The sequence below is a fragment of the Chordicoccus furentiruminis genome, from assembly GCF_019355395.1.
Taxonomy (GTDB): Bacteria; Bacillota; Clostridia; order Lachnospirales; family Lachnospiraceae; genus Chordicoccus; species Chordicoccus furentiruminis.
The window spans coordinates 2,791,859-2,816,709 of the sequence record NZ_CP048829.1; the positions used below are offsets into that span (position 1 = coordinate 2,791,859).

At 54.4% G+C, this 24,851-nt stretch carries 23 protein-coding genes, 2 pseudogenes and 1 riboswitch; of the genes and pseudogenes, 16 read left to right on the plus strand and 9 right to left on the minus strand.

The annotated features are described in order from the left end of the window. Nucleotides 1-14 precede the first annotated feature (14 nt). On the plus strand, nt 15-971 hold the full coding sequence (locus G4C92_RS12695; RefSeq protein WP_274940200.1) for a TIGR03943 family putative permease subunit: 957 nt from the start codon (nt 15-17) through the stop codon (nt 969-971). Between the two features lie 87 nt (nt 972-1,058). After that, nucleotides 1,059-3,710, plus strand: coding sequence for a translation factor GTPase family protein (locus G4C92_RS12700; protein ID WP_274940201.1), 2,652 nt, complete (start codon nt 1,059-1,061; stop codon nt 3,708-3,710). An 18-nt stretch (nt 3,711-3,728) separates the two neighbouring features. On the opposite strand, the gene G4C92_RS12705 is transcribed toward G4C92_RS12700, so the two are convergent. Next, the gene (locus G4C92_RS12705; RefSeq protein ID WP_274940202.1) at nt 3,729-4,247 is read right to left on the minus strand and encodes a CarD family transcriptional regulator; all 519 of its coding nucleotides are present in this window, start codon (nt 4,245-4,247) and stop codon (nt 3,729-3,731) included. 271 nt (nt 4,248-4,518) lie between these two features. Between G4C92_RS12705 and G4C92_RS12710 the strand changes: the two genes are divergently transcribed. Next, a complete protein-coding gene (locus G4C92_RS12710; RefSeq protein ID WP_274940203.1) occupies nt 4,519-4,665 on the plus strand; it encodes a hypothetical protein in 147 nt (48 codons plus the stop codon). 84 nt (nt 4,666-4,749) lie between these two features. Here the strand turns inward: G4C92_RS12710 and glgD are convergent, their stop codons facing one another. Then, nucleotides 4,750-5,865, minus strand: a complete 1,116-nt coding sequence (gene glgD, locus G4C92_RS12715) for a glucose-1-phosphate adenylyltransferase subunit GlgD (protein ID WP_274940204.1) — start codon at nt 5,863-5,865, stop codon at nt 4,750-4,752. 2 nt (nt 5,866-5,867) lie between these two features. Next, nucleotides 5,868-7,007, minus strand: coding sequence for a glucose-1-phosphate adenylyltransferase (locus G4C92_RS12720; RefSeq protein WP_274940205.1), 1,140 nt, complete (start codon nt 7,005-7,007; stop codon nt 5,868-5,870). A gap of 364 nt (nt 7,008-7,371) precedes the next feature. Continuing rightward, nucleotides 7,372-7,545, plus strand: a riboswitch (Lysine riboswitch). 122 nt (nt 7,546-7,667) lie between these two features. Between G4C92_RS12720 and G4C92_RS12725 the strand changes: the two genes are divergently transcribed. From G4C92_RS12725 to G4C92_RS12740, 4 genes are all read left to right on the plus strand, one after another. Further along, nucleotides 7,668-8,570 carry a transporter substrate-binding domain-containing protein gene (locus G4C92_RS12725; protein ID WP_274940206.1) on the plus strand — a complete coding sequence of 301 codons (903 nt, stop codon included), beginning with the start codon at nt 7,668-7,670 and terminating at the stop codon, nt 8,568-8,570. Nucleotides 8,571-8,757: 187 nt separating this feature from the next. Beyond that, nucleotides 8,758-9,591, plus strand: a complete 834-nt coding sequence (locus G4C92_RS12730) for an amino acid ABC transporter permease (protein WP_274940207.1) — start codon at nt 8,758-8,760, stop codon at nt 9,589-9,591. Further along, nucleotides 9,588-10,328 carry an amino acid ABC transporter ATP-binding protein gene (locus G4C92_RS12735; RefSeq protein ID WP_274940208.1) on the plus strand — a complete coding sequence of 247 codons (741 nt, stop codon included), beginning with the start codon at nt 9,588-9,590 and terminating at the stop codon, nt 10,326-10,328. The genes G4C92_RS12730 and G4C92_RS12735 overlap by 4 nt, the downstream gene beginning before the upstream one ends. 209 nt (nt 10,329-10,537) lie before the next feature. Beyond that, entirely contained in the window at nt 10,538-10,930 is a 393-nt protein-coding gene (locus tag G4C92_RS12740; protein WP_274942014.1) for an ACT domain-containing protein, read from the plus strand. Here G4C92_RS12740 and G4C92_RS12745 read toward each other — a convergent pair. The 3 genes from G4C92_RS12745 to G4C92_RS12755 form a co-directional block, all read right to left on the minus strand. Continuing rightward, nucleotides 10,896-11,537: an SOS response-associated peptidase gene (locus tag G4C92_RS12745; RefSeq protein WP_274940209.1), complete on the minus strand. Its 642-nt coding sequence runs from the start codon at nt 11,535-11,537 to the stop codon at nt 10,896-10,898. The genes G4C92_RS12740 and G4C92_RS12745 overlap by 35 nt on opposite strands. Before the next feature lie 27 nt (nt 11,538-11,564). Next, entirely contained in the window at nt 11,565-12,665 is a 1,101-nt protein-coding gene (locus G4C92_RS12750; RefSeq protein WP_274940210.1) for a glycoside hydrolase family 172 protein, read from the minus strand. 177 nt (nt 12,666-12,842) lie between these two features. After that, on the minus strand, nt 12,843-13,748 hold the full coding sequence (locus G4C92_RS12755) for a LysR family transcriptional regulator (protein ID WP_274940211.1): 906 nt from the start codon (nt 13,746-13,748) through the stop codon (nt 12,843-12,845). 106 nt (nt 13,749-13,854) lie between these two features. On the opposite strand from G4C92_RS12755, the gene G4C92_RS12760 reads away from it, so the two are divergent. From G4C92_RS12760 to G4C92_RS12795, 8 genes and pseudogenes are all read left to right on the plus strand, one after another. After that, a complete protein-coding gene (locus G4C92_RS12760) occupies nt 13,855-14,610 on the plus strand; it encodes an AzlC family ABC transporter permease (RefSeq protein ID WP_274940212.1) in 756 nt (251 codons plus the stop codon). Beyond that, nucleotides 14,607-14,909: an AzlD domain-containing protein gene (locus tag G4C92_RS12765; protein ID WP_274940213.1), complete on the plus strand. Its 303-nt coding sequence runs from the start codon at nt 14,607-14,609 to the stop codon at nt 14,907-14,909. The genes G4C92_RS12760 and G4C92_RS12765 overlap by 4 nt, the downstream gene beginning before the upstream one ends. Nucleotides 14,910-15,487: 578 nt before the next feature. Next, nucleotides 15,488-16,189 carry a metallophosphoesterase gene (locus G4C92_RS12770; protein ID WP_274940214.1) on the plus strand — a complete coding sequence of 234 codons (702 nt, stop codon included), beginning with the start codon at nt 15,488-15,490 and terminating at the stop codon, nt 16,187-16,189. Then, nucleotides 16,182-17,636 (plus strand): hypothetical protein, encoded by a 1,455-nt coding sequence (locus tag G4C92_RS12775; RefSeq protein ID WP_274940215.1) that lies wholly within the window; start codon nt 16,182-16,184, stop codon nt 17,634-17,636. Before G4C92_RS12770 ends, G4C92_RS12775 begins: the two co-directional genes overlap by 8 nt. Further along, nucleotides 17,636-18,322: pseudogene (locus tag G4C92_RS15220) on the plus strand (serine/threonine protein kinase); the annotation flags it as partial. The gene G4C92_RS12775 and the pseudogene G4C92_RS15220, both read left to right, overlap by 1 nt. 87 nt (nt 18,323-18,409) lie before the next feature. Beyond that, entirely contained in the window at nt 18,410-19,459 is a 1,050-nt protein-coding gene (locus G4C92_RS12785) for a hypothetical protein (RefSeq protein ID WP_274940217.1), read from the plus strand. A 122-nt stretch (nt 19,460-19,581) separates the two neighbouring features. Further along, a pseudogene (locus G4C92_RS15225) lies at nt 19,582-20,355 on the plus strand (serine/threonine protein kinase); the annotation flags it as partial. A 72-nt stretch (nt 20,356-20,427) separates the two neighbouring features. Further along, nucleotides 20,428-21,237, plus strand: a complete 810-nt coding sequence (locus G4C92_RS12795; protein WP_274940219.1) for a hypothetical protein — start codon at nt 20,428-20,430, stop codon at nt 21,235-21,237. Between the two features lie 190 nt (nt 21,238-21,427). Here G4C92_RS12795 and G4C92_RS12800 read toward each other — a convergent pair whose 3' ends face one another. After that, nucleotides 21,428-22,399, minus strand: a complete 972-nt coding sequence (locus G4C92_RS12800) for a hypothetical protein (RefSeq protein ID WP_274940220.1) — start codon at nt 22,397-22,399, stop codon at nt 21,428-21,430. A 248-nt stretch (nt 22,400-22,647) separates the two neighbouring features. Here G4C92_RS12800 and G4C92_RS12805 point away from each other — a divergent pair, with 248 nt between their 5' ends. Then, the gene (locus tag G4C92_RS12805; protein ID WP_274940221.1) at nt 22,648-22,839 is read left to right on the plus strand and encodes a hypothetical protein; all 192 of its coding nucleotides are present in this window, start codon (nt 22,648-22,650) and stop codon (nt 22,837-22,839) included. On the opposite strand, the gene G4C92_RS12810 is transcribed toward G4C92_RS12805, so the two are convergent. Both G4C92_RS12810 and G4C92_RS12815 read right to left on the minus strand, forming a co-directional pair. Next, complete coding sequence (locus G4C92_RS12810) at nt 22,821-23,768, minus strand: D-2-hydroxyacid dehydrogenase (RefSeq protein ID WP_274940222.1); 948 nt, start codon at nt 23,766-23,768, stop codon at nt 22,821-22,823. The genes G4C92_RS12805 and G4C92_RS12810 overlap by 19 nt on opposite strands. 291 nt (nt 23,769-24,059) lie before the next feature. After that, complete coding sequence (locus tag G4C92_RS12815; RefSeq protein WP_274940223.1) at nt 24,060-24,674, minus strand: hypothetical protein; 615 nt, start codon at nt 24,672-24,674, stop codon at nt 24,060-24,062. Nucleotides 24,675-24,851: the final 177 nt, after the last annotated feature.

A 24,851-nucleotide genomic window follows, 5' to 3' on the forward strand; every position in this document is an offset into this window, starting at 1 on the left:
CGGAGGAAAGAAGGATGGCGGAAGAGGAAAACCGTGTGCCGGTCTATCTGATCACGGGTTTTCTGGAAAGCGGGAAAACACGTTTTCTGAGCGGTGTCGTGCAGCAGGAGTATTTTCAGATTGACGAGACGACGCTCATTCTGGTCTGTGAGGACGGCGAAGAGACGTACGACGGGGAGGAGCTGGCGCGGTACGGTGCTGTCGTGCGCCGGATCGATGAGCAGGAGGAGCTGAACGGCGACACGCTGAGGGTGCTGGAGAGCGAGCTTCATCCGGGGCGTGTGATGGTGGAATACAATCCGCTGTGGAGCGTCCGCGCCTTCGAGAAGCTGCCGTTCCCGGAAGGGTGGGGAATCGAGCAGGAGATCGTCGTCGTCGATGCCTCCACATACGCTGTGTATCGAACGAACATGAAATCGCTTTTTGTCGAGATGTTCGCACAAGCCGAGCTGGTCGTCTTCAACCGGTGCCGGGAGGATCAGCCGCTGGCGGAATTCCGGCGCGGCATCAAGGTGACGAACCCTGCCTGCGAGATTGCCTTTGAGGACCGGAACGGCGAGCCGATCGATCTGTTCGCGGACAGCGTGCCTTACGATCTCGATGCGGAGGTGATCACGATCGGGGACGCGGACTACGGAATCTTCTATGTTGATCTCGAGGACAATCCGGACCGGTATGAGGGCCGGACCGTGCGCTTCCGGGGAAAAATACACCGGACCCGTGAGATGGGCGGCAAATATTTCGAGCTCGGATGGAACGCCATGACCTGCTGTGCGGAGGATATTCAGTACATAGGATATATCTGCGAATCACCTCAGGCACGGACGCTCGCCAACGGCTCCTGGGCGGAGATCACGGCAAAGGTGGAGATCCGACACATGATGGCCTATCGAGGGAAAGGCCCGGTCTTCCGGGTCATGGAGATGCGCCCTGTGGATCCTCCGGAATCGGATCTTGTCTATTTCAGCTGAAGGAACGCCGCTCCTGCGCTGTGCGCGGAGGCGGCGTTCCCTTGCAATCCGGATCTGGGCGGAAACAGGAAGAGACGGGAGGACATGATGAATCAGACACGGACCATCGGCATCCTTGCGCATGTGGACGCCGGAAAGACAACACTGACGGAAGCCATGCTCTTCCGAACCGGACAGATCCGCACAGCCGGACGCGTCGACCACGGCGACACGCATCTGGATACGGACGATCAGGAGAGGGAGAGGGGCATCACGATCTTTTCGAAGCAGGCAAGGCTCGGATTGCCGGGGCTCACCGTCACGATTCTTGACACGCCCGGCCACACGGATTTTTCGGCGGAAACGGAGAGGACGCTGCAGGTTCTGGACGCGGCAGTGCTTGTGATCAGCGGAACGGACGGCGTGCAGGGCCATACGCGGACGCTTTGGCGCCTTTTGGAGCGGTACCGGCTTCCGGTCCTCATCTTTGTCAACAAGATGGATCTTCCCGGAGCGGACCGGGACAGGGTGACGGCCTCTCTCGGGGAGGAACTGTCATCCCGGTGTGTCGATTTTACAGCCGGGCTGCCTGAGAGGGACGAGGAGATCGCGCTCACGGATGAGAAGCTGCTGGATACGCTGCTGGAAGACGGCTCTCTTCCGGATCCGATGATCGCGGAGGCAGTAGGCCGGCGGAAGCTGTTTCCGGTATGGTTCGGATCGGCGTTCCGTATGGAGGGAGTCGACGCCCTGCTGGAGGGCTTCCGGCGGTATCTGCCCGAAAAGACGTATCCCTCCGCGTTCGGCATGAAGGTGTACAAGATCGGCCGCGACGCGCAGGGAAAGCGGCTGAGCGGCGTGAAGGTGACAGGAGGCGTGCTCCGGGTGCGTGACGCGGTCACTTATCATCCCGGAGGAAAAGATGCGGACGCGGCGCCGGTCACGGAGAAAATTGATCAGATCCGACTGTTCGCCGGAGACCGGTATACGACCGTGACTGAAGCGCCGGCCGGAACGGTCTGCGCCGTGACCGGGCTCTCCGCCGTGATGCCCGGCCAGGGCCTCGGCGCGGAGCCGGATTCGGAGCCGCCGGTGCTGGAACCCGTGATGACCCGCCGGCTGATCCTGCCCGAAGGGACGGATCCGGCAGCGGTCTTCCGGGAACTGCATGTGCTGGAGGATGAGGATCCGGCGCTCCATCTGACGTGGAACGCGGAGCGGAAGGATATTCATATTCAGATCATGGGCCAGGTTCAGACCGAGGTGCTGACCCGCCTGATCCGAGGCCGTTTCGGCATCGCTGTGTCCTTCGGACCGGAACGGATCATGTACCGGGAGACGGCGGCGGCTCCGGCGGAGGGCGTGGGCCATTACGAGCCGCTCCGCCATTACGCGGAGGTGCATCTTCTGATCGAACCGGGCGAGCGCGGCAGCGGCATCACCGCCGCGTCGAGTCTGAGCACGGATGAACTGGATGCGAACTGGCAGAAGCAGGTGCTGAACGCCGTGCTCGACGATGAGCATCCCGGCGTGCTCACCGGATCGCCGCTGACGGATGTGAAGATTACGCTCGTCGGCGGCCGGGCCAGCGTGAAGCATACGGAAGGCGGAGATTTTCGTCAGGCGGCGGACCGCGCGGTGCGCCAGGGACTCCGCCGGACGAAATCCATTCTTCTGGAGCCCTGGTATGCCTTTGAGATCAACCTTCCCGAAGACGCGCTCGGACATGTGATGAGCGAGCTGCTGGCCCGTCACGCATCGTGCGGAGATCCGGAATATCATCAGGGTGCAGATGATACGCGGATGACGCTCAGGGGTTCGCTCCCGGTCTCCGAATCTTCGGATCTCGAGCTGCGGCTGCATGCCGCATCCCGTGGCAGGGCAAGGCTTACGCTTACGCTTGACGGCTACCGGACCTGCCACAACGCAGAGGAAATGATCCGGCGGATCGCCTATGACCCGGAAGCGGATACCGCCCATCCGACAGGATCCGTGTTCTGCTCCCACGGCTCCGGCTTCTTCGTTCCATGGGACCAGGTGGAAACCTACATGCATCTGCCTTATTCCGGTCTGACGGAGGCCGGGCGTCAGGCGTCCGATCCCGGGACGGAAGAAGGATTCCGGCCGGAAACCCCTGAGGAACATGCACCCGGCGGCGATGACGAACTGGATGCGATCTACAAAAGAGAATTCGGGCGGACAAGAGACGACGTTCCGATCGGCGGGAAAGAACGGCTCAGCCGGAAGCGGTACACCGCGCCCCGCCGGACGGATCCCGTGAAACAGAAAACCGACAAGCACGGACGGCCGATCTATCCGAAAAAGGACACAAGAGAAGAACTGCTGCTGATTGACGGCTATAACGTGATCTTTGACTGGCCGGAGCTCCGGGATCTCGCCCGCGCGGATATGGCAGCCGCGAGAGGAAAGCTGCTGGATGAGATCAGCAATTATCAGGGTTTTACGGGCGTCCGCACCTGTGTCGTCTTTGACGCGTACAGGAGGGAACGGACGCCGGCATCCGTCACGCTGTATCAGAACCTGACGGTTGTCTTCACGGAGAAGGACGAAACCGCGGACGCGTGGATCGAGCGGACCGTACATGAAGGCATCGGAAAATACCGGATCACGGTCGTCACGTCGGACGGCCTGGAGCAGCTGACGGTGATGCGAATCGGCGCGATGCGGATGTCTTCGAGGATGCTTCTGGAGGAGATCCGGCGGGTGAGAGAGGAAGGAAAAGGGACGCAGTACACCTGACGGCGGTGCCGTCCGGTCTCAGGCCTTTGCGGTCCTGAGCTCTTTCAGACGCTTCCGGATATAGGCAGGCACGTCATCAGGCTGGACGCCGAGTACGTAAGCGAATTCCCGGTTGATAGAGGTCTCGGCTTCTTCGAGAAAGCGGGCGTCTGAGGAATGAAACTTCCGGCCCCGCGCCGTCTGCTCTTTCCGTTTATCGTACAGTGCGCTGACGGCGGCCAGAAGATTCTCATGATTTCCGCTCCGGACAATGCCGGTCAGGTACCGCTGGCGGGCCTTCTCGTCACTGATCCAGTCAGTGTGATGCTGGGGCATGCCGTCGATCAGGCTGTCGATGTCCTCACGGTTCAGCGGGTCGCGCAGCTGATGCTCCGCCTGATCGCAGGGCGTGTACAGCGTTGTTCCCTGATCATAGAGCGGCGTGAGCACATAATACCGTCTCGGACCGTCGTGAGACATGTTCAGTTCGCTGACGGAGCGGATCCGGCAGATGCCCACATGCTTATGCACCACAATATCTCCTGTTTTCCAAGCCAAGATAAACCTCCTTTCGCGCAAATCCTGCGGAGCGTGCCACTTGCTGACGGGCCGCTCTGTGATGCTATATAGTCAGATTATAGCATAAATTTCAGAAATTTTCCAGCCGTGCAGGAGGTGCAACGTAAAGTGAAGGGCATCAGAGAAAGACACCGCGATTGTTCTGACAGCTTTTCCCGGGGTTGGCGCTTCCTCTGCAGATGCAGGTCCCGGCCGGCAAACGGGTGCCGGGGAGCCGGATCCGACGGCACCGCAGATGAAACGGCGGAATATGGGACGGATCCGGATGCAGGGGATGGTCTTCAGAAACAGAATGGACTCGCGGACGGAGGCGCACAGAAGCAATCGGCGTGCAAAGACGCACAGAAGGGCCGCGCGCTTCGTCCGTCTGACGATGCGCGCGGCCCTTCTGCAGTGATGCCGGCAGTCTGAGCGGCGAACCGCGCATTCTGCCCTTTTTCCAACGGTTCGCGGATTGTTCTTCCGCCTGAACCACTTCTGATTACAGTGTATCGTTCCGTTTCACGTAGCCGGGGTGATCCGGATCGGCAGCAACCTCTTTCGCGTGGATGATCTTCGCCCATTTGTCCACGACTTCGTTCTCGATCCTGACGTTCTCACCGATTTCCGCATAGGAGAGAATGACGCTGTTCCGGATGACCGCGCCCTTGCCTACATGGATGCCACGGCCGAGAACGGAGTTTTCGATCGTACCTTCGATCGTGCAGCCGTTGGAAACGAGGCTTCCCTTCGCGGACGCGCCCTCGAAGAACTGGGCCGGGCAGGAATCCGTCGTTCTGGTGTAGACCGGCCAGGACGGATCAAACAGACTGGCCGCGTTTTTCTGATCGATCAGCGCGAGATTCGCGTCGTAGTAGCTGCGGAAGTCCGTGATGGCAGCCATAAATCCCTTGTGCGGAATCGCGCGGACATCGAGTTCATCGCAGGAGAGAGAGAGCATCTGGGAAAGCGTGTACATGGAGGAGAGCCGCTTCGCCCGTGCGATCAGTGCCAGCAGCACCTCCTTCTTCATCACATAGGTGTCGAGGAAGATGTTCCGGCCCTTCTCATTGCCCATGTTGATCTCGATCGCGGAGACACCCTTCTGGCGGTTGATATTCAGCGTTCTGCATCCGAGATAATGCTCGTTGGCGTCGTCCACTCTCTGGAAGAGAAGGGAGACATCCGCGCCGCTTTCGATATGCTGGCTGAGCAGTTCGTCGTAATGTTCCGTATAGATGAAGTTGCTGGGCGCAACGATGACATACTCCTCCGTCGTCCGCTCAATGTGCTCAAGGTTCTCGTAGAACGCGGCGATATCCGTGTTGTAGATGCGGTTGACAGAGCCCGCATCATGGAACAGCAGCTGCAGCTTGCCGCGCTTGGAGTTGATATTGTAGAGACGGCCGGACCCCAGATGCTCGGTCAGGGAACGGGGATTGCCGCTGGTGTAGACGAAGATATGCTCAATACCGCTGTTGCTCATGCTGGAGATCGGGAAGTCGATGATGCGGTACCGGCCGACAAAGGAGAAGGCGGCGATAGGACGGTAATCCTGCAGCCCCTCCACATAGTACCGGTTCGACGGCGATGTGATGATTCCGAATGCTTTTGCCATGCTTACTCAACCCCCTTTACGCGCTTTGCGACCAGTTCGATATCCTTGCTGTCCTCGCTGCCGACGACAGCCCCCTTGCCGATCGTGACGCCGCCCGCGACGAGCGCGCGTGTGACGACAGCGCCTTCTTCCACCACGGCGCCCGGCATCAGTACCGTGTCGCGGACAACCGCGCCGGCCTTGACCGTTGTTCCGGTAAAGAGCACCGAGTGGTGAATCTCGCCTTCCACCGAGCACCCCTGCGTGATATAGGCGCAGTTCACCGAGGCTTCTGGCCCGAAATAGGCGGGCAGAGTGGAGGCGTCGTCCGTGTAGATCTTCCAGCTGTTGTCGTTCATGTTGAGACCGCTGTTCTTGCTCAGAAGATCCATGTTGGCCTCCCAGAGGGAGTTGACGGTTCCCACGTCCTTCCAGTAGCCTTCGAAGCGGTAGGCGACCAGCTTGCGGCCGGCTTTCAGGTACGCCGGAATGACATCGTTGCCGAAGTCGTGGGAGGAATCCGGATCCTTCATGTCCGCCAGCAGCGCTTTGCGCAGCGTTTTCCAGGTGAAGATATAGATCCCCATCGAGGCGAGATTGCTCTTCGGATTCTTCGGCTTCTCCTGAAACTCGGTGATCCGTCCGGTCTCATCGGTGAACATCAGACCGAACCGGGATGCCTCCTCCCAGGGAACCGGACGGACGGCCACTGTCAGGTCGGCGTTCTGTTCCTTATGGCAGCTGAGCATCTCATCGTAGTTCATCTTGTAAATGTGATCGCCCGAGAGCACCAGAAGATACTCCGGATTGTAATTATCGATGAAGTCGATGTTCTGGGAGATCGCGTCGGCCGTGCCGCGGTACACGTTGAAGCCTTCCTCCGCCTTTTCGCGGGGCGGCAGCACAAAGACGCCGCTGTCCTTTGTATCGAGACCCCAGCGGCGGCTGACCGCAACGTAGCTGTTCAGCAGCACCGACTCGTACTGCGTCAGCACGCCGACAATGTTGATGCCGCTGTTGGCGCAGTTGCTCAGCGGAAAATCGATGATCCGGTATTTCCCTCCGAAGGAGACAGCCGGCTTCGCCACCTTGTTCGTCAGCTCCTTCAGCCGGCTTCCCCTTCCGCCGGCCAGAATCATTGCTAACATCTGGTTCTGACTCATATCAACCCTCCTTAAATGTCCTTCCCGGCCGCGCGCCCTGCCATACGATGCCGCCGGAAACTGGTGAAACGGCCGAAAACTCTTCATTAATTATACCTTTGCTGGTTGTATTGCACAAGGCGGAATGAACGTTTTCAAACGTTCTTACTGAAGTTTTACCATTGTAGTATAAAAAGTAAAAACGTATCGAAACCATCCGCCGGACGGCTCTCTGTATTCCGGGAGATGCATGCCGCACCGCGGCGCGTCCGGATCGGAACAAACGAATTCGGACGGAGACTCTGTTTGACATAAGAAGCGATGCATGCTAGGATATCGTCATGATCCGGGCAATGCCGCCGCACCGCCCGGGTGACAATCGTTTCCGAAGGATAGAGGCGCGGGTCTCATCAGTACGGTTTTCCGCAGACGAACCGGAAGAAAACCGGAAAGGGTGATCCGCCGAAGCGGAGGGAAGAGCGGTTCGGCTCCGACCCCGGCTGGGACGTATGCGGAAGACGCTGCGGACTGTCACATTTTGTGGAGAGCTATCATGAGAACTCATACCATGGATTGCATGCGCTGTGATCGTCCCATGAGACTGCCTCACGGGACGGTTTTTCTGTATTCCGGATTCTTTACGGGCCGGGCATGGGCGCGGCGGAGAAAGAGAGAGCTGGTATGAAAAGAAGAATGATGGCTCTGGCAATGGCCGCGGTGATGGCGGCCGGCATGACGGCTGCTTCGGTTCCGGCCGCAAGTACGGTTTCAAGCGCGGCGGAGAGCGCGTCCGGCGCGGAGGAAGTGCAGTCCGGTGCGACCGGCGTCGAGGATGGCACGCTCTCCATCGCGATGGAGTGCGCATACGCGCCGTACAACTGGGCCCAGCCGACGGATGACAACGGCGCGGTGCCGATCGTGGATTCCAATGAGTACGCCAACGGCTACGACATCATGATGGCGAAGAAGATCTGCGATGCCTACGGCTGGAAGCTGGAAGTGCATCAGCTTGACTGGGATTCGCTGGTTCCTGCGGTGCAGTCCGGTCAGGTGGACGCGGTCATCGCCGGACAGTCCATGACAAAGGAACGCGCGGAGCAGGTGGATTTCGCCGGCCCGTATCTCTATGCCTCCATCGTCTGTCTCGTGAAATCGGACAGTAAGTTTGCGGACGCCAAGGGAAAGTCGGACCTCTCCGGCGGCACCTGCACGTCGCAGCAGGGTACGATCTGGTATGACAAGTGTCTGCCGCAGATCAAGGGCGCAAAGGTTCAGGAAGCGGCGGAGTCCGCGCCGGCGATGCTGATGGCACTGGAGACCGGCACGGTTGATTTCGTCTGCACGGATATGCCGACGGCCGAGGGCGCTCTTGTGGCGTACCCGGATCTGAAGATTCTGGATTTTTCCTCCGGCAGTGATGACTTCAAGGTTTCCGATGAAGACGTGAACATCGGAATCTCCGTCCGTAAGGGCAACGTGGAACTGAAGAACAAGATCAACGATGTGGTCGGAAAGATGACGAAGGACGACTTCAACAAGATGATGTCCGATGCAACGAAGATTCAGCCGCTGAGCGAAAGCTGAAAACGGCCGGGGCCGCCTTCCCGCATCGGCGGGAAGGCGGTATGACAGGGCGGCGGAAAAAACCGCTCTGCGGATATGCCGCGGGCAGACGGCTTAGCAGTACGCCTGCCCGGCGGCGGAAGACTCCCGGATCCGTTCGGGAGTCCGTTTTATCTCTTGGACAAATGCAGCAGATGGGAGCGTTATCATGGAGAGATTCACCCAGCTGGCTTCCGATATGGGAAAGCTCTGGAGCAAATACGCAGGCATGTATATGCAGGGCGTGGTCAACACGCTGGTGCTGGCGCTGGTGGCGACCGCCATTGGATGCGCCATCGGATTTCTGTGCGGTATCCTGACCACGATTCCGGTGGCGCGGACGGACTCGCCGGTTAAAAAATTCTTTCTCGGACTGATCCGTGTGGTCATCCGTATCTATGTCGAAGTCTTCCGCGGCACCCCGATGATCCTTCAGGCCGTCTTTATTTACTACGGACTTCCGTACTTTTCCGGGAACGCGGTGCAGTTCACGAACAAGTGGGCGGTTGCGATTCTCGTCGTCTCCATCAACACGGGCGCGTATATGGCCGAGTCGGTCCGGGGCGGCATTATTTCGGTGGATCCGGGACAGAGCGAGGGCGCGATGGCAATCGGCATGACCCACTGGCAGACGATGACCTCCGTGGTGCTTCCTCAGGCGATCCGCAACATCATGCCTCAGATCGGAAACAATTACATCATCAATGTCAAGGATACATCGGTGATGTTCATCATCGGATTTGCGGATTTCTTCTCGATGCACAAGTCCATCTCCGGCGCGGTGTACGCGTACTTCCCGTCCGCCACCATCGAGATGATCGGATACCTGTGCATGACGCTGGCCGCCTCCCTCATTCTGCGGAAGATCGAGAAGCGGATGGACGGAAAGAGCGACTACGAGCTCGTTCAGAAAGACGCTCTGACCGCCACGGCGGGCACCTACAGCTACGACGGAAGCGCGCGCCGCAATCCCAACCGGGAAGAGGAGGAACTGACAAAATGAGCGAGGAGATTCTGAAGATCCAGCATCTGTCGAAGAACTTCGGCAATCATGAGGTGCTGAGGGATATCGATTTCACGGTCCGGAAAGGTGACGTCACGACGATCATCGGCGCTTCCGGATCCGGAAAGTCCACGCTGCTCCGCTGCATCAACCTTCTTGAGACGCCCACATCCGGCAACATCTTCTTCCATGACGTCAACGTGACCGCGGGCGGTATCCGTCCGCCGGAATATCGGGCGAAGGTAGGGATGGTCTTCCAGTCCTTCAACCTTTTCGAGAGTATGGATGTGCTGAAGAACTGCATGGTCGGTCAGGAAAAAGTTCTCCGTAGAAATGCAGCCGAGGCCCATCAGGTCGCGCTGGAATTCCTCCGCCATGTCGGCATGGAGGCTTACGTGAACGCCCGCCCCCGTCAGCTCTCCGGCGGACAGAAGCAGAGAGTCGCGATCGCCCGCGCCCTTGCGATGAATCCGGAGGTCCTGCTCTTCGATGAGCCGACCTCCGCGCTGGATCCGGAGATGGTGGGAGAGGTGCTGGACGTCATGAGCCGGCTTGCGAAGGAAGGGATGACCATGCTGGTGGTAACCCACGAGATGGCCTTCGCCCGGGAGGTCTCAAGTCAGGTCGTCTACATGAACAACGGTGTCATCTGCGAGCAGGGGACGCCGGACGAACTCTTTGATCATCCTCAGAAGACGGAAACGAAGGAGTTTCTGTCCCGCTTCCGGAGAGGATGAATCGTGGAGCATCTTAAATGTTTGCCAGAAAATCGGTTGGCTTTCAGGAAGTTGTTTGGAAAGAGAAGCCGCGCCTGGGGGATCATTCCTTCGGGCGCGGATTTTTTTCGGAAAAAGGAGAATCGGAAATGACACAGTGTATCGGAACTGATCAGGCGGAGATCAGCAATTCGGAAATAATTCCCCAAATAGCAGAAAACTCAGATCCGTTGGAACTGGAGCCGCTTTCTGTGAGGTTCTCAGTATGCAAGGTGACTGACTATTCTCGGATCGATATCTCACAGCCTTTTGTCTTTACCGGCAGTACAGACAAAGAGAAATCTCTTGTTTGCCCGACGGACATAGTGCCGGATCATACGACGGAACGGGACGACGGATGGAGGGGTTTTCGTATTTCAGGCCAGCTTGCATTTTCTCTGATCGGCATACTGGCGCGGATCACACAGGTACTGGCGGAAAACAAGATCGGCGTCTTCGCCGTCTCCACGTTCGATACAGACTATGTGCTGACAAAGGAAGCGAATTTTGAAAGAGCCGTCAGCGCATTGAGGGACGCAGGCTGCATCATCAGGGAAGCGCCTTCTCCATTTCCATCGCCGTGAGTGACGCCTTCGCGATTTTCTCCGGATCCGCGTCAGGGCGGATCCAGTCATTGACAGCTTCGCGTGGAAGGATCACAGGCATCCGGTCGTGAATTTTCCGCAGCGTCTCAGACGGCTCTCTGGTGAGGACAGTAAAAACAGGATAGCGGAGTCCATGCGCTTCTTCGATCCGGTACAGTCCGGCGAGAAAGGTTACGCTTTCGCCCCCGGGACGGATCGCGTATTTCTGACCTGTCCGGATTTTTCCGTCTGCGTGTCTTATATGTTCCCATTCGAAGTAGCAGGATGCGGGGATCATGCACCGGTGCCTTCTCCAGTCCCCGGAAAAAGATTTTTTCGTCATCGCGCTCTCAATCCGTGCGTTTATGACCGGGCGAGTCAGTTCTCCGATGTGATATCCCCAGATCATCGGGAAAACAGCCTGCTTTCCGTCCCGGCCGGGCGCAATCACCGCCGCCATGTCCGTCGGACGGATTTCACCGCGGCATGCAGGATTCTTCCCCAGAATGTCATGCATCCGGTTCGCGAGAGCGGAATCTCTTGCAGCTTTGATATACGAGTCCAGTTCATCGTCATCGGACCGGTCAACAAAAAATCTCGTGCACATATTCCTCCTGTCCTTATGCCGTGATCGTCATCGGGGCCATCTGTCTTCAGCGGACGGGAACGCCGGGAAAGGCTCATGAGGAAGCGTCTGGTACCAGTACGCGACCGATGCGACGTCATCCTGCCGTTCAAAAAGTCCTCTGTATCCGACGCCGATCTGCTGGATCGTTACGCGGATGTCCCGGCTGAACGCAATCGGATCCTCGATATGCCATCTGTAGAAGCCGCGCTGCGGCATGGTATCGTCGTTGTGGTAAGGATGGTGCTCGGTGTCATGGTTCGAATAATACGGGTAGCCGAGGTAAGGCGTGCAGTATTGCTGCTCGACCGTTTTTCCGTTTTCCTGCACCGCGAAACTCCATGAACCGCCGAAGTAGTCCTCTGTTCCGGTTCCGCAGATCGTCGGATAGTCCCTGTCGCCGTCCAGATAGAACTTTACCTCGCCTTCCCCGTACCAGTACCGCTCGAGTGTCGTCAGCGCGAGATAGGTTCCGACGTACTGGCCTTTCCCTTTCACTCCGTCGAGAATGGTGTAATCGACACCCTTCTGCGTCAGCTTCTCTCTGCGCCACCGGGCGTGGAAGTACAGAACATCCTCAGGCAGAGATTCAACCAGACTGTAATCAATCTGGTAGAAGAAGACCGGAATCGCGTTCCGGTGCTGGTTCTCCAGCTCGATCCGGGCGCTTTTCCGGAACGGCATCTGGAAATAACAGTTGAATCCCCGGCTTGGAACGACCGCGATCGGAAGCGAATTGACCATGCAGGTTCTTCCGAAGCCGCAGCAGAAGAAGTCGCCGAGCGGAACCTCGACCGAAGGCGTTATGTCGCCGTCCCAGTAGAAGCGGAGCACCAGATCCCTCAGAACAAAGCAGTCGGCGTCGGTCGTCTTGTACGGAACGGTGATCCAGATGTGGCGGATGATTCCGGGACCTTCGATCTTCGCGAGATCCACTCTTGCATGAGGCGGAATGTCGCGAAGACAGGGCGAACCCTTCCGCGAAGGTCCCAGCTCACTCGGTTTCATGCCGCCCATGCCTTTTTCGCCGGTTGGATTTTCGGCGTTGACGGACCGGCTCCGGAAATTCTGATTCAGAAAAAGCGAACCAAGGGAAGTATACCCGTTCATGTCTTCTCCTTTCAATGCTCCGGCTTAGGCCGGAAAATACATACTCTCATTGTGCCATGCAGCGGACCGGATGAAAAGGATAATCGGAATTTTCGAACGGCGACGTCTCCGATCGGAGCGGGCTGGAAAAAACGGCTCGGCGAGGATTGCAGGAGACGACAGTAACACCGTTCACGATCATCGGGAAATGCATTCCGAGACCGACAGCTCCCTGAGAACCTGCTTTGCGTTCGCGCGGATGTGCGCGATGAATTTCCTCGCGGCGTACGGCAGCGTCTCGAAGTCACGCCAGCCCATCGCGATGGTGCGATGGAAGGGTTCGCGGATCGGGATGACGGCCACATCTCTGGCCGCCCCGGCCAGCGTCAGCCGGTACATCAGCGAGTAGCCCATCCGCCGCCGGATCATGGCGAGAATGGTGTAGTCATCGGTCACCTTGAAACGGATGTCCGGTTTCAGACGGTGCGCCTCGAACGCCTTCAGTGCGACACTGTAGCGGCCCTCGTCGAGCAGAATACAGGGGAGAGGGGCGAGCTGCGACAGCGAGACGGAGGAAAGGCCGGCCAGCGGCGAGGAAAGCGGCAGAACGGCCATCATCGTGTCTGTGTAGACCGTCTCTGTCTGCAGGCCGGAGACAAATTCCGGGCTGACGAAACCGAAATCCAGCTCTCCGCTTTTGACGCCTGCGGCGATCGAAGTGTATTCCCCCTGCAGAAGATCAAAGCGCGTCTCAGGATAAGAGCCGAGAAAAGAGGAGATCAGAGGAGGCAGAAGATTCTGGCTGATACTCGAAAAGGTGCCGATCCGGATGCGGCTGTCGGTCAGCCCGTGCATTTCCTTCATCCGGGCATGCAGCGCCCGTTCTCCCGCAAGAATCGATTCGAAATAGGGAAAGAAGATTTCGCCGTCCCGGGTCAGCGTGATGCCGTCGTGAGATCTTGTGATGAGCACCGTTCCGAGCTCCGCTTCGAGGGAGCGGACGGCCTGACTCACGGCGGACTGAGTGTAGCCAAGCTCTTTCGCGGCGCGAGTGAAGGATTTCAACCGGACAGCCGCGGCAAAAATTTCATATCGATGATCCATAAGAACTCCTTATGAATCTATCATAAACAATCGCTTTACTGATTTCAACTCTCCGGAAATAATAGAGTCAGATCAATCAGGAACGGTTCATCCGGGGAGGCGGAAGATGGAGGCAGAAGCTGTAAAAATGGAATTCCGGAAACCGGCACGCGTGTCCGGCCAAAGCGAAATGCTGGCCGGCATCCGGGACGGGATTCCGGTCATGGCAGGATACGCGGCGGTGTCGTTTGCGCTCGGAATCTCCATGAAAGCGGCGGGACTGTCGCCGCTTCAGGGCATGTTCATGAGTCTTTTGAACAATGCATCCGCGGGCGAGTACGCGGGACTGACGATGATCGCGTCAGCGGCGTCGCTCTGGGAGACCGCTCTGATCATCCTGATCACGAACGCCCGGTATCTTCTGATGAGCTGCGCGCTCAGCCAGAAGCTTTCCCCGTCCGTGCCGGTGCGGGACCGGCTGTGCATCGGATTTGCGGTTACGGACGAACTGTTCGGGCTTGCCGTCGCCCGTCCCGGACGGCTGCAGCCGGCTTATTACGACGGAATGATTCTGGCGGCGGTTCCGGGCTGGGCCGTCGGAACGTTTCTCGGTGTCTCCGCCGGTCAGGCGCTGCCGCCGATCCTCGTCAGCTCTCTGAGCGTTGCCCTGTACGGGATGTTCCTTGCGGTTATCATCCCGCCGTGCAGAGAGAACCGGGTGCTTGCGGGGCTGGTCTGCCTTTCCTTCGGAGCCAGCATCCTTTTTACCGTCATGCCGTGGTTTCACTCCCTTTCGGAAGGGACCAGAACGATCGTGCTCACCGTAGCCATTTCCGCGGCCGCAGCGTGGAAGTTTCCAGTGGGGGAGGAACAGCCGGAATGAATGTGATTCCGTATATTCTTGTGATGACAGCAGTTACCTACGCAGTGCGCGTTCTTCCTCTGACGCTGCTGAGAAAGCCGATTTCCAGCTCGTATCTCAGATCGTTTCTGTATTACGTTCCGTATGTGACACTCGCGGTGATGACATTCCCCGCAATTCTGAAGGCAGCCGGCTCCCCTCTGGCCGGTCTTCTGGCATTCGCGGCCGGCATCCTTCTCTGCTGGAAAAAGGCCGGCCTCTTTCCGACCGCGATAGGCTGCTGCGCCGCGGTCTTTGCCGCGCAGATGCTGGTGAGATAAACTTTTTTCGTCCCTGCCGGATTACTATGCATGATGAGACCGTTCCCTTCCATCTGTCAGGGAGCGGCCTTTTTCTTCTATGAAAATACTGTCCGAAACCGACCGCGTGAGTAAGAATCCATCCGATTGGTACGCATACCCGGATATTGGTCTCTGGGACGAAAAGGGTGAGAAGACATGCGGGATTTATCTTTTTTCGTCTGATATACTGAACAGAACCATAAAAAGAATGCGGTCTGTAAAGACGGCGTGATCTACGACCTGTTTCTGTACGGGAAATTGCGATAAAGGTCTTCGGGATTGGATCTGCGTCGTATTATACCACATATATAAGAGGCTTCTTATGGTAAGATAAGAGAAGCGAAACAGCGCATCAGGGAAAAGATTCGAAGGGCAGGAGCTTAGCTGCTCTCAGGCCCTTTCTTCTAAATAGAGAGTGGTGAATCAGATGACAGATACTCGGCAGCGGAAAGCTGCGAGACCGCTTGTCAACAAGTGAAGACGCTTCTTCGGAAACGACGGGGCAAAACCGGATGATATACTTGTCAGGAGAAAACAGATGGAGGTATCCTGAACGTATGCTGTATATTCGAGGAGACACACACCGGCAGTTTGCCGGCATCCGGGTATTCTGTGCGTGGAAAAAGACAAGCAAGGCGGATATTCTGATTATCACCGGAGATGTCGGGATTAACGGAAGAAATTCCAGGCAGGATCGGATTCTTAAAAAGGAGCTGCAGGAGCTCCCTATCACATTATTCTGTCTGCGCGGCAATCATGACCGGAGACCCTCTTCACTGGGCAGCTATCGGGAAAGCATTCTCTATGGAGGTGTGGTCTATCGGGAAGAGGAGTTTCCGGATCTCCTGTTTGCCAGGAGCGGAGAGACGTATTCCATGAACGGGCGGCAGATTTTTGTCATTGGCGGCGCCTCAAGTTCTGATCGCGCGTACCGTCTGGAACACGGGCTGCCCTGGTGGCCAGACGAACAGCTCTCGGAAGCAGAGCGAAGATATGTGGAGCAACAGCTGGCGCTGCGGGGGTGGAAGGCGGATCTGATCCTTTCTCATACGATGCCGGAAAAATACATTCCGGGAGAATGCCTGCAGAGAAAGAGAGCGACAGGAAATCCGGATCTGTCCATGGAGAGATGGATGGACCGGCTGGAAGAAAAAACGGCGTACCGGAAATGGTATGCCGGGCATTGGCATGTAGAGAAGCAGGTGACTGACCGAATGGAAATACTGTATCAGAATTATAAAGAGGTGGAGCATGGATGACAGAACAGACTGGTCCGTAGAATTTGTTGAAAATGAGAGCAGGCGCATGGAGATCATGCGGAAAGGGTTCGCAGAGCATCTTACAAGCAAAAGGGTAAATGAGCTGCTGTTGGAAAATTACTGTGAGGCCCTGTATGCCCGCAATATCTATGAGGCTGCGCTGATCTACTGCTTTGACCATAAAAAAACGTATGAGGAGTGGAGACAGATGGCCGCTATGTGTGATCAGGCTTACTGCCCGGAGCAGGGGAAGTCCGGAACTGTCCTTACGCTCTCGGCGTTGCGGGAATATGTGGCAAAGGAGTCGCAGAAGGCAGGAAGCAGCCTTAATACCGCTTTCATCACCCGGGGAATGCAGACCGAGCTTGAGAAAACCGAGAGCGATGAAAACTTTATGAGCTTTTTGCTCAAAAATATCGAGAATTTCAGCGCCGTGCGGGAGAAAGCACGCTATTATTTTTCAAAATACACCATGCTCTATATCGATGAGAGAATACAAAAGTATTTGTCTGCATGTGAAAAGGTGGATCTTCTCAGGTGCCGGAAGGCAGGCATGCTCTCCGAGGAGGAAAAAAGTCCGGAAAAAACGGCGGTAGAGGAGCTCTCTTTTCTGAAACCGCTGAAACCACTGCAACGTTCTGCGGATACGGCGAAATTTGACACGAAAGGCTATCTGTCCATGGATGAAAAAAAGAAACTGCTGGCAGAAACGTCTCTGACCTCTGGCGGAATCTTTGATGCCATGAACCAGTATTATTTCGGTTATATCTCCATAGACTGGCTTGAGCTCTGCCTGGAAATGTATCCGGATATTGAGGAATGGCCGACGGAGACCAGGCGGAAGATCGCGCAGGCACTAGGCTATATCCGTCCGGAGACTACGCCGGAGGAAGAGGCGCAGATTCTGGACTCTCTGGAAGAAAGGATCATGGAAAAAGAGGTCGAGCTGGAACAGCAGTGGGACAGAGCGTATGTGAGAAGGGAGGATGCGGCTGCAGCCTTTGCAGGAGCAGACAAGACTTTCCAGCACGAAGCGGCGGGAGAAACAGCGGAAAGCATAGCTGACCCCAGGGTACAGGAAAAAAAGGCGACACTGGCATTTCGCGATTTCCTTCTGGGCAGAAAAGACGTCAACCGGAGAACGCTGATTATGTATCTGATTTTTATCCAGGCAAGGACAGCGCTGACAGAGGAGAACAAAGTTACGGTTCCGCGGCTCAATAAAATCCTTCTGAACTGCGGCTTTTCCCAGCTGCAGCCGAACCGGGAGTTCGACCGGTTTGTGATGGGATTTTTAAAGGCAGAAGACCCGATCGTCTATTTTCAGCTCTTTGTACAGGACAGATTAAAAAACCAGAAGGAATCTGTCCTGTATGCGATCTATGAAAATTCCTACAACCATCAGAAAGAACTTGTACGGGATATGCTCAGGAAAAGGTTGATGTGATGGCGAAAAATACAGGGTACGGCAGATACCTTCCAAACGGCAGTATTCTGTTGGAACGGTATAAGATTATCCGGGCTCTCGGACAGGGCGGGTTTTCCCTCACTTATCTTGTTTATGACAGCGATCTGGCGGTTAACGACGCCCTGAAGGAGTGTTTTCCCTCGAAGATGGCAGTGCGGGAGGCGGATGGTAAAACGGTCTCTGTCCTGCAGGAACAGGAGAAGAAATTTTCACATATCAGGGAGTCTTTCCTAAAAGAAGCGGAGTTCACCTTTGGCGATTATGACCAGACAGGGATCTGCGCCGTAAAAGACTATTTTGAGGCGAACGGAACCGTCTATATTGTGGAAGAGTATCTTCCGGGAGGCACCTTCAAGGAATATCTGCGGCAGAGACCGGATCACCGGCTGCCGGTAGAGGAACTGCGGAATCTGTTTCTTCCTGTGATGAAGGGATTGGCCTTCCTGCATGAAAAGGGAAGCATTCATGGTGACATTTCCCCGGATAATCTGATGCTTGACGGGCAGGGAAGGATGAAAATTGTGGATTTTGGCTCTTCCTGGCTGTATGCGGAAGAAAAGAAAAATTACAGAACCTGCACGCTCAGCTATGCGGCGCCGGAACAATATCTGTCCGGCGGAATCATCGGGCCGTGGACCGATCTTTACGGCCTGTCCGCGGTTCTCTACGAGGCGTTTACCGGAAAATCTCCGTACAGCGCGGAAAAACGCCGGAAAGGAAAAGAACTTCGGCCTATCCGGGACTTCGCAGATGTGGAGCCCGGGGTGGAGAGTGCTGTCCTGCAGGGGCTGCAGCCGGATATTCCGAAAAGGTTTTTCTGGATGGGAACGCTGATGGAGCGCCTTGGAATGGCGAGTGAGGATGTCCAGAAACGACTGCCGAAAACAAGAACACAGTGGAGTGAGGCCTGGATACAGGCCGCCATTGCCCCCTCCTTTCTTACCGCAGGGCGGAGACGGATGAGTAAGAGACAGAAAACCCTTTTGAAGCGGACGGCACTTGCTCTGGCGGTGGGGTATGGCACGCTCCTGGCGGGAACGGCTTTCTATCTGCGGACGCACCCGGTGGAGACGTTCCGCCTGCGGTTGCGGCTGGCCAGGGTATCTGCACAGCGGCAGAACAACAGTGCCTTTTATCCGGTGGATGCCACTCTGCTGAGAACGCTGAAAGATTATCCATCAACGACCACGGATTTTCGTGTCACCTATCATTCTGTGCCGGAAAGCTGGTTCAGGGAGCACCATATTTACGGCAATCAGGACAGTCTGTTTGCTGCGGATGTGGATTTGATTGAGGATGTCATGGCGTATACGTACGGTCAGAAGGTCCATTTGAAATCCTCTGAGTTTTCCGGGGAGACGATCTATTATCCGGAATATCAGGATCTTGGTGCACATTGTGAGGCAGAGAATACGTACGCTATTCAAACGGATGATGCAAATACTGGCTCAGCCATTAAGATCGACTATGACATCAGGGACAAGCGGATCATTCATCTGTCGGTCGATGGCTCAAAAGAGGTTGTTTCTGTTTTTCTGCGGGAAGTCTTTCCTTATCTTGACGCGGGAAAATACCTGAACGATGCGGAAATAGAAGAATTATTTGCGGCGGCGCATCGGCAGAAGAACCATTATAAAGCGAAGTCATCACAAGTAGAAGGAGTCAAGTGGGAGACGAATCGGAGTGGCTGTCTGTTTCTGGAAGAAAATCCTTTGAATTCGGATCTTTTCTATGACTATTCTCTTGACGTTTCAAGGACAGATGATGTCTTGTTCGGATGGTTTGGATACCATAACTATTGAGATATAGATGCAGCCTGTCTGCGGAACGGAGCAGATGCTGCATGATGGAGAATAGAATCCCTGCGAAGATAAGAGACGGAATTCACCAAATGGTTTCAGCATAGATTGAGGAAATACGGATCATGGAATTAGGATCGGGGAGCATCCTGAACAACAGATATCGGATCATAAAAAGGCTGGGGCAGGGTGGTTTTGCCATAACCTATCTGGCCGGAGATCTGCAGATGGAAAAAGAGGTCGTGATCAAGGAGTTTTTCCCCTATACCCTGGCGTCTCGTGACAGGGAGAGTGTGGCTGTGCTGCCTCCGGCAGGAGAGCTGCAGATAATCTATCAGAAGTACAGACATGATTTCCTGAAAGAGGCCAAAATACAGGCGTCTCTGTTCGAGATCACCGGAGTTGTCAAGGTGCTCGGATACTTTGAGGAAAATGAGACGGTCTACGAGGTCATGGAATATGTAGATGGCATCACCCTGAGGATGTTTCTGGAAGAACACGGAGAGCTCCGGGATTTCTCCAGTGTATGGAAACAGATGGAACCCGTTCTGGAGGCTGTTGCGGCGATCCATGAAAGAGGGTATGTGCACAGGGACATCAGTCCGGATAATATCATGGTCCAGAGGGACGGGCGCCTGAAGTTGATGGATTTCGGAGCCTCCCGTATGTATCAGCCGGATGCGGATCGACAGAAGACCATGACCGTTCTCATAAAGGATGGTTTTACGCCTCCGGAACAGTATAATGCGCACGGGAAACAGGGTCCCTGGACGGATATCTATGCGCTGTCGGCGGTTTTATACTATCTGCTTACCGGCTATACGCCCGAAAGTGCCATGGAGCGACGTGTGCGGGATACCCTGTTTCTGCCATCGGAATTTGGATGTGAGATCTCTCCGGAGACAGAGATAAAACTGGTGTCCAGGGGACTTGCCCTTGATCCGAAGGAACGGTACCAATCCGTCCGTGAGATGGAGAATGATCTGGTCGGAGAAGCAGAACAGGTACCGGTAGAAAAGAAAAAAAGAAGCGATTTCCTTCCCTCGGTGGTACTGCTTACTGCCGTCGCCGCCTGTTCTGCTGCTGCCGCTGTCGCATTTGCAGGTTCACTGCACCTGAAACCACCTGCACAGGCACAGGAGTATGACAGGGATTCTGCGGAAAGCACGGCGCTGCGGAAATTTCTGCAGAAGCACGCTGTTTCCAAAGAGAAGACTGAAAAGGGTACGGTGTATCGGCTGAAAGAGGCGGATGCAGCGGCTCTGAATCTGACCAGTGATATCAATTTTCTGAACATGACACGGGAAGATCTGCTCTCAGCGTATGCACAGGATGGAATCCGGGTGGAAACTGTCTCCGACCAGGCTGATCTCACGGTAACAGAACAGTATGGAACAGATTCGGTATATTTTATCAAGACACAGCGATTGTCTGTGCCTCAAAATGACTGCCTTGTGGTGGTGAAATATGACCTCTGTTCGGAAAAAATCCACCAGATTTCTATTGGTTTTCAGGAGGACACAGAAGATTTCACTGCATTATGCGGCATCAGCAGCGAGACACTGCAAATTGTACAGAACTGTCTTCAGCTTCCGGACAGTTACAGGGTAGACGAAAAAGAACTTCTGGACGATTTCTCCCGAATGGAAGCTAAGGAACCGGCCTGGATGTCCGGCTTTTATCTTGGAAGAGAAGCAAAGCTGCTTATCATTCATACTGATGCTTCTTTCGCGCCGACCATTCATTTTGTCTCTTTTGAGGATGGAATATCAGGGCTGTAAAGAGCCCATAGATGCCAGAGCCAGCCAACAGGTGCGGCAGATTGGAAGGAAAGAACTGCAAAACAGCGGAGCCGTTCCAACTACGGCTCCGTGTTTTCTGAAACGCCTGGAAAAAACAGGGCGTTCGATCAACGTGAAACCAACTGCGCTCTCCGGGACAGGAGGAAGAATCCTGCACTTTCCAGAAAAATCAGAGGTAGTGGGAAGCGAAGATCCCGTCCACATGGTTTCTGAGTTCTACCTCAGAGCGGATCTGGTCACTGTTAAACTGAATTAATTCCGTGTTAATCGCGATCCGTTCCAGATGTGCATTGGTCACCTGCGACGAGTTTGCAATTCTCTGGAGATCGCTGCTCACGGAGCCAATGGCATCCTGCATCTGCTGGATCTGCTGGTTGGACTTGTTTACAGCCAGGACTAAACTACGCTGGTTCGCCTCGATTCTGCTTAAGTGTGAAAGGATGATGTTCTGGTTGTCTGCGAGATGATCCATTCTCGATTCCATGCTGTAAAGATTGTAAGCACCTTCATGCCCCTCAAGGCTGACACATCTTCCTGATGCCAGATACTCGAAAAAGGCAGTGACGGCGGCACGGTTCCGAAAAGCCGGGTAGATTATATTGTAGTTGTAGATATGGTCCAGATCGTTTTTTATGACGGACAGTTCCGACTGCAGATCATGCAGGCGATTTTGCAATACACCAGCCAGCCTTTTCGCAGTCTGTGCCTTTTGCACGCTTTTGTCATACTCTTTTTTGCTGGCCACATAAAGATCTCTGTTTTTCTGGTTTTCTTTGGCAATGTTCTTATTATCCATGTAGATCTTCACGTTTCCTACTGCATCACAGAATCCTTTTATCACAGCGATCAAACTGCCGATTATAACCAGGCCTAAACATGCCTGAAGAAAAAAGTCGTTCACTAATTCCAGCATATCGCATGCGAGCAGGTAGATAACAACGCCCAATGCAATTTCTTTTAAGGCCTTGTTTCTTTTCCGGGAAGGTTCGACAGCCTGCACCGGCTCCGGGAGAGGCATGATGTTGTTCAGATTCTGGATTGTGGTTTTTAAATCCAGAATCGCTTTTTCCTGGTTGAACTTCAGGGTTTCCATCAGATAGACGTCTCCGATATAGTTCTTCAATGTACTGCTGCTTAACATAAAATCTCCTCCCGTCTGAATGACAGAAGTCATATTTATCATCTGTCATCCGTCTGCATGTTATGTGTTCTTCTATGCTTCCATCATAGCCCCCGCAATTGTCCATTTTTTATGAGCCCGATTTGTTGTGCCTTTCTACTGGTAGATTACGGAAGCAGGGCGGGAAAACGATTATGCAGATCGGAAACATTCTTTTTACAGATGTTAAAGCCATCACGGTTTTCCTTATGCCAGAATAGAAGATGGGAATGGAGCAGAAGATTCAGGACGAGAAGGACATGCCACTGGTGAGAGCAGTACAGACAGGCAATGGAATTGATACTCAGGTTCTTCGGAAAGACAGGCTGCTGCGCCGCGGTTTTTGCCGCATGGATACTGGTGAGATAAACACGACCGCGGCTGACTTCCGCTTATCTGCATTTCATTTTCTCTTCCATTGATCATGAAGAACCGATACCTGGTCTTCAATGATTTTCATCAGTCTGCTGCGGGCCTCAACAGTCGCCCATGCGATGTGAGGCGTGATCAGGATCTTCTCCGGATCCAGGACTTCCCGGAGCGGATTGTCTGCAGCCATCGGCTCTGTTTCAAGCACATCAAGACCGGCAGCGGCGATCTTTCCGGCGTTCAGCGCATCCCTGAGATCAGATTCCACTATAATCGGTCCCCGGCCGACATTGATGAGAATGGCGGATGACTTCATTCTGCGAAATGCATCTTTGTTCAGGAGCCCTTTGGTTTGCTCATTGAGCGGCGCATGGACGGAAAGGATATCGGAGGCAGCAAGCAGGGTGTCAAAATCCACTTCGCGGAAGATGCTGCTGTGATTTCTGCCGGAAGTGGAGAAGTAACGAACCTGGCATCCAAAGCACTGGGCTATCTCGCCGACCCGGCTCCCGATCGCGCCAAGTCCGATGATTCCCCAGTTCATGCCATGGAGTTCGTGGAAATGCCGTTCGAAATGGGTAAATGTGCTGTCGTTCACATAGGAGCCGCTTTTGACGTATCGGTCGTAGTATGGCAGATGCTCCATCAGATAGAAAAGCATGGCAAATGTATGCTGGACAACGGATTCCGTAGAATATCCGGCCACATTTCGCCAGGCGATCCCTCTGCGGTCCAGAAATTCCTTATCCAGGTTGTTTGTCCCTGTCGCGGTGACGCAGACCAGCTTCAGATGCTTCGCACATCCGCAGGTCTGTTCATTGACCAGTGCTTTGTTGAGAATCAGGATATCTGCGTCCCTGACCCGTTCGGGCATATCCTCTGGTTTCGTGAAGTCGTACATGACGACATCTCCAAAACGATTGAAACCTGATAAATCGAGATCTTCTCCCAGTGTCTTTCTATCTGGAAATACAATCTTCATACGGCCCTTTCTGGGAAATGAATTAGCGGACACTCCCTGCGTCATGCAAAAGAAACAAGTCTATTATCGCATCTCCCGAAAAATTCTCAATCCTTTCCATACAGATGATTCGGCGAAATTCGCAGAAATCGGTTCCGTATATCCGGTATCCCGACTTGCAGCATTTACACGACGCCCGGAAATCCTTAGAAAAATTGACACTGTTTTTCATGCATGCTATATTTTCTGCCAGTTGACAGGCAGGATTGTCTTGTGGAACGACATGAACCTTAGATAAACACAAAAGTAGAACTACATGGCAAGGCCTAAAACGTCTTTCCTGAAATCATCTACTTTTACATGCGCCGGAACCTCTGTGCCAATTATTTTGTAATAGTCCTTAACCTGGCGCGATGGCGTCTCTACTGTAACCATCCCGGAATGATTTCGGAAGCACATCAAAGACTGTGTTTTTCCATACAGTTCGGATGCAGATATACCACTGCTATCCATCTTTTTCCTCAGTAGAAGGAGAACTATGGTGTCCATAATATCATGCAAAATCTTTCCTCTAACGGTTTCATCGGTCCACTTGGATATAGGAAGAAGATCAAGATATTCCTTGCTGGTCTTGAACACTGTTTCAATATCACACTGTCCAAAATAGTCGGTAAGCAGCTGTTCTGGAGTCGTATCGATGTTTGAAATCAACACGAAATATCCGTACCTGACTGTGGTCCAGTCCTTATCCTTGTTTTTCATAGCCTCGAATGTTTCGGCATGATTTGCGAGATAATCGCTGTATCTCTTCAGGGCATTGTACTGATCTACATAAACATAAGCGTACTCTTTATGTCCGAACAGGGTGATCTTCTTGCGGTGACCGAAGTATACATGAAAGTCCATTGGACAGGGAGCAAGGATCATAGCTGTCTAAAAAACGGGGCAACTAAAATCTCTTGTGTCCTTGACAAGGGGTACAATTCAACTACTGCACTAGAATGTTATAAAAGAATTTTATATATTGCTATATTAGAGACGGGGGGAATTATTTTTGTTTATGTGTTATGTTCTTTGCCTGTCGGGAACAGGAATGGAGGAATG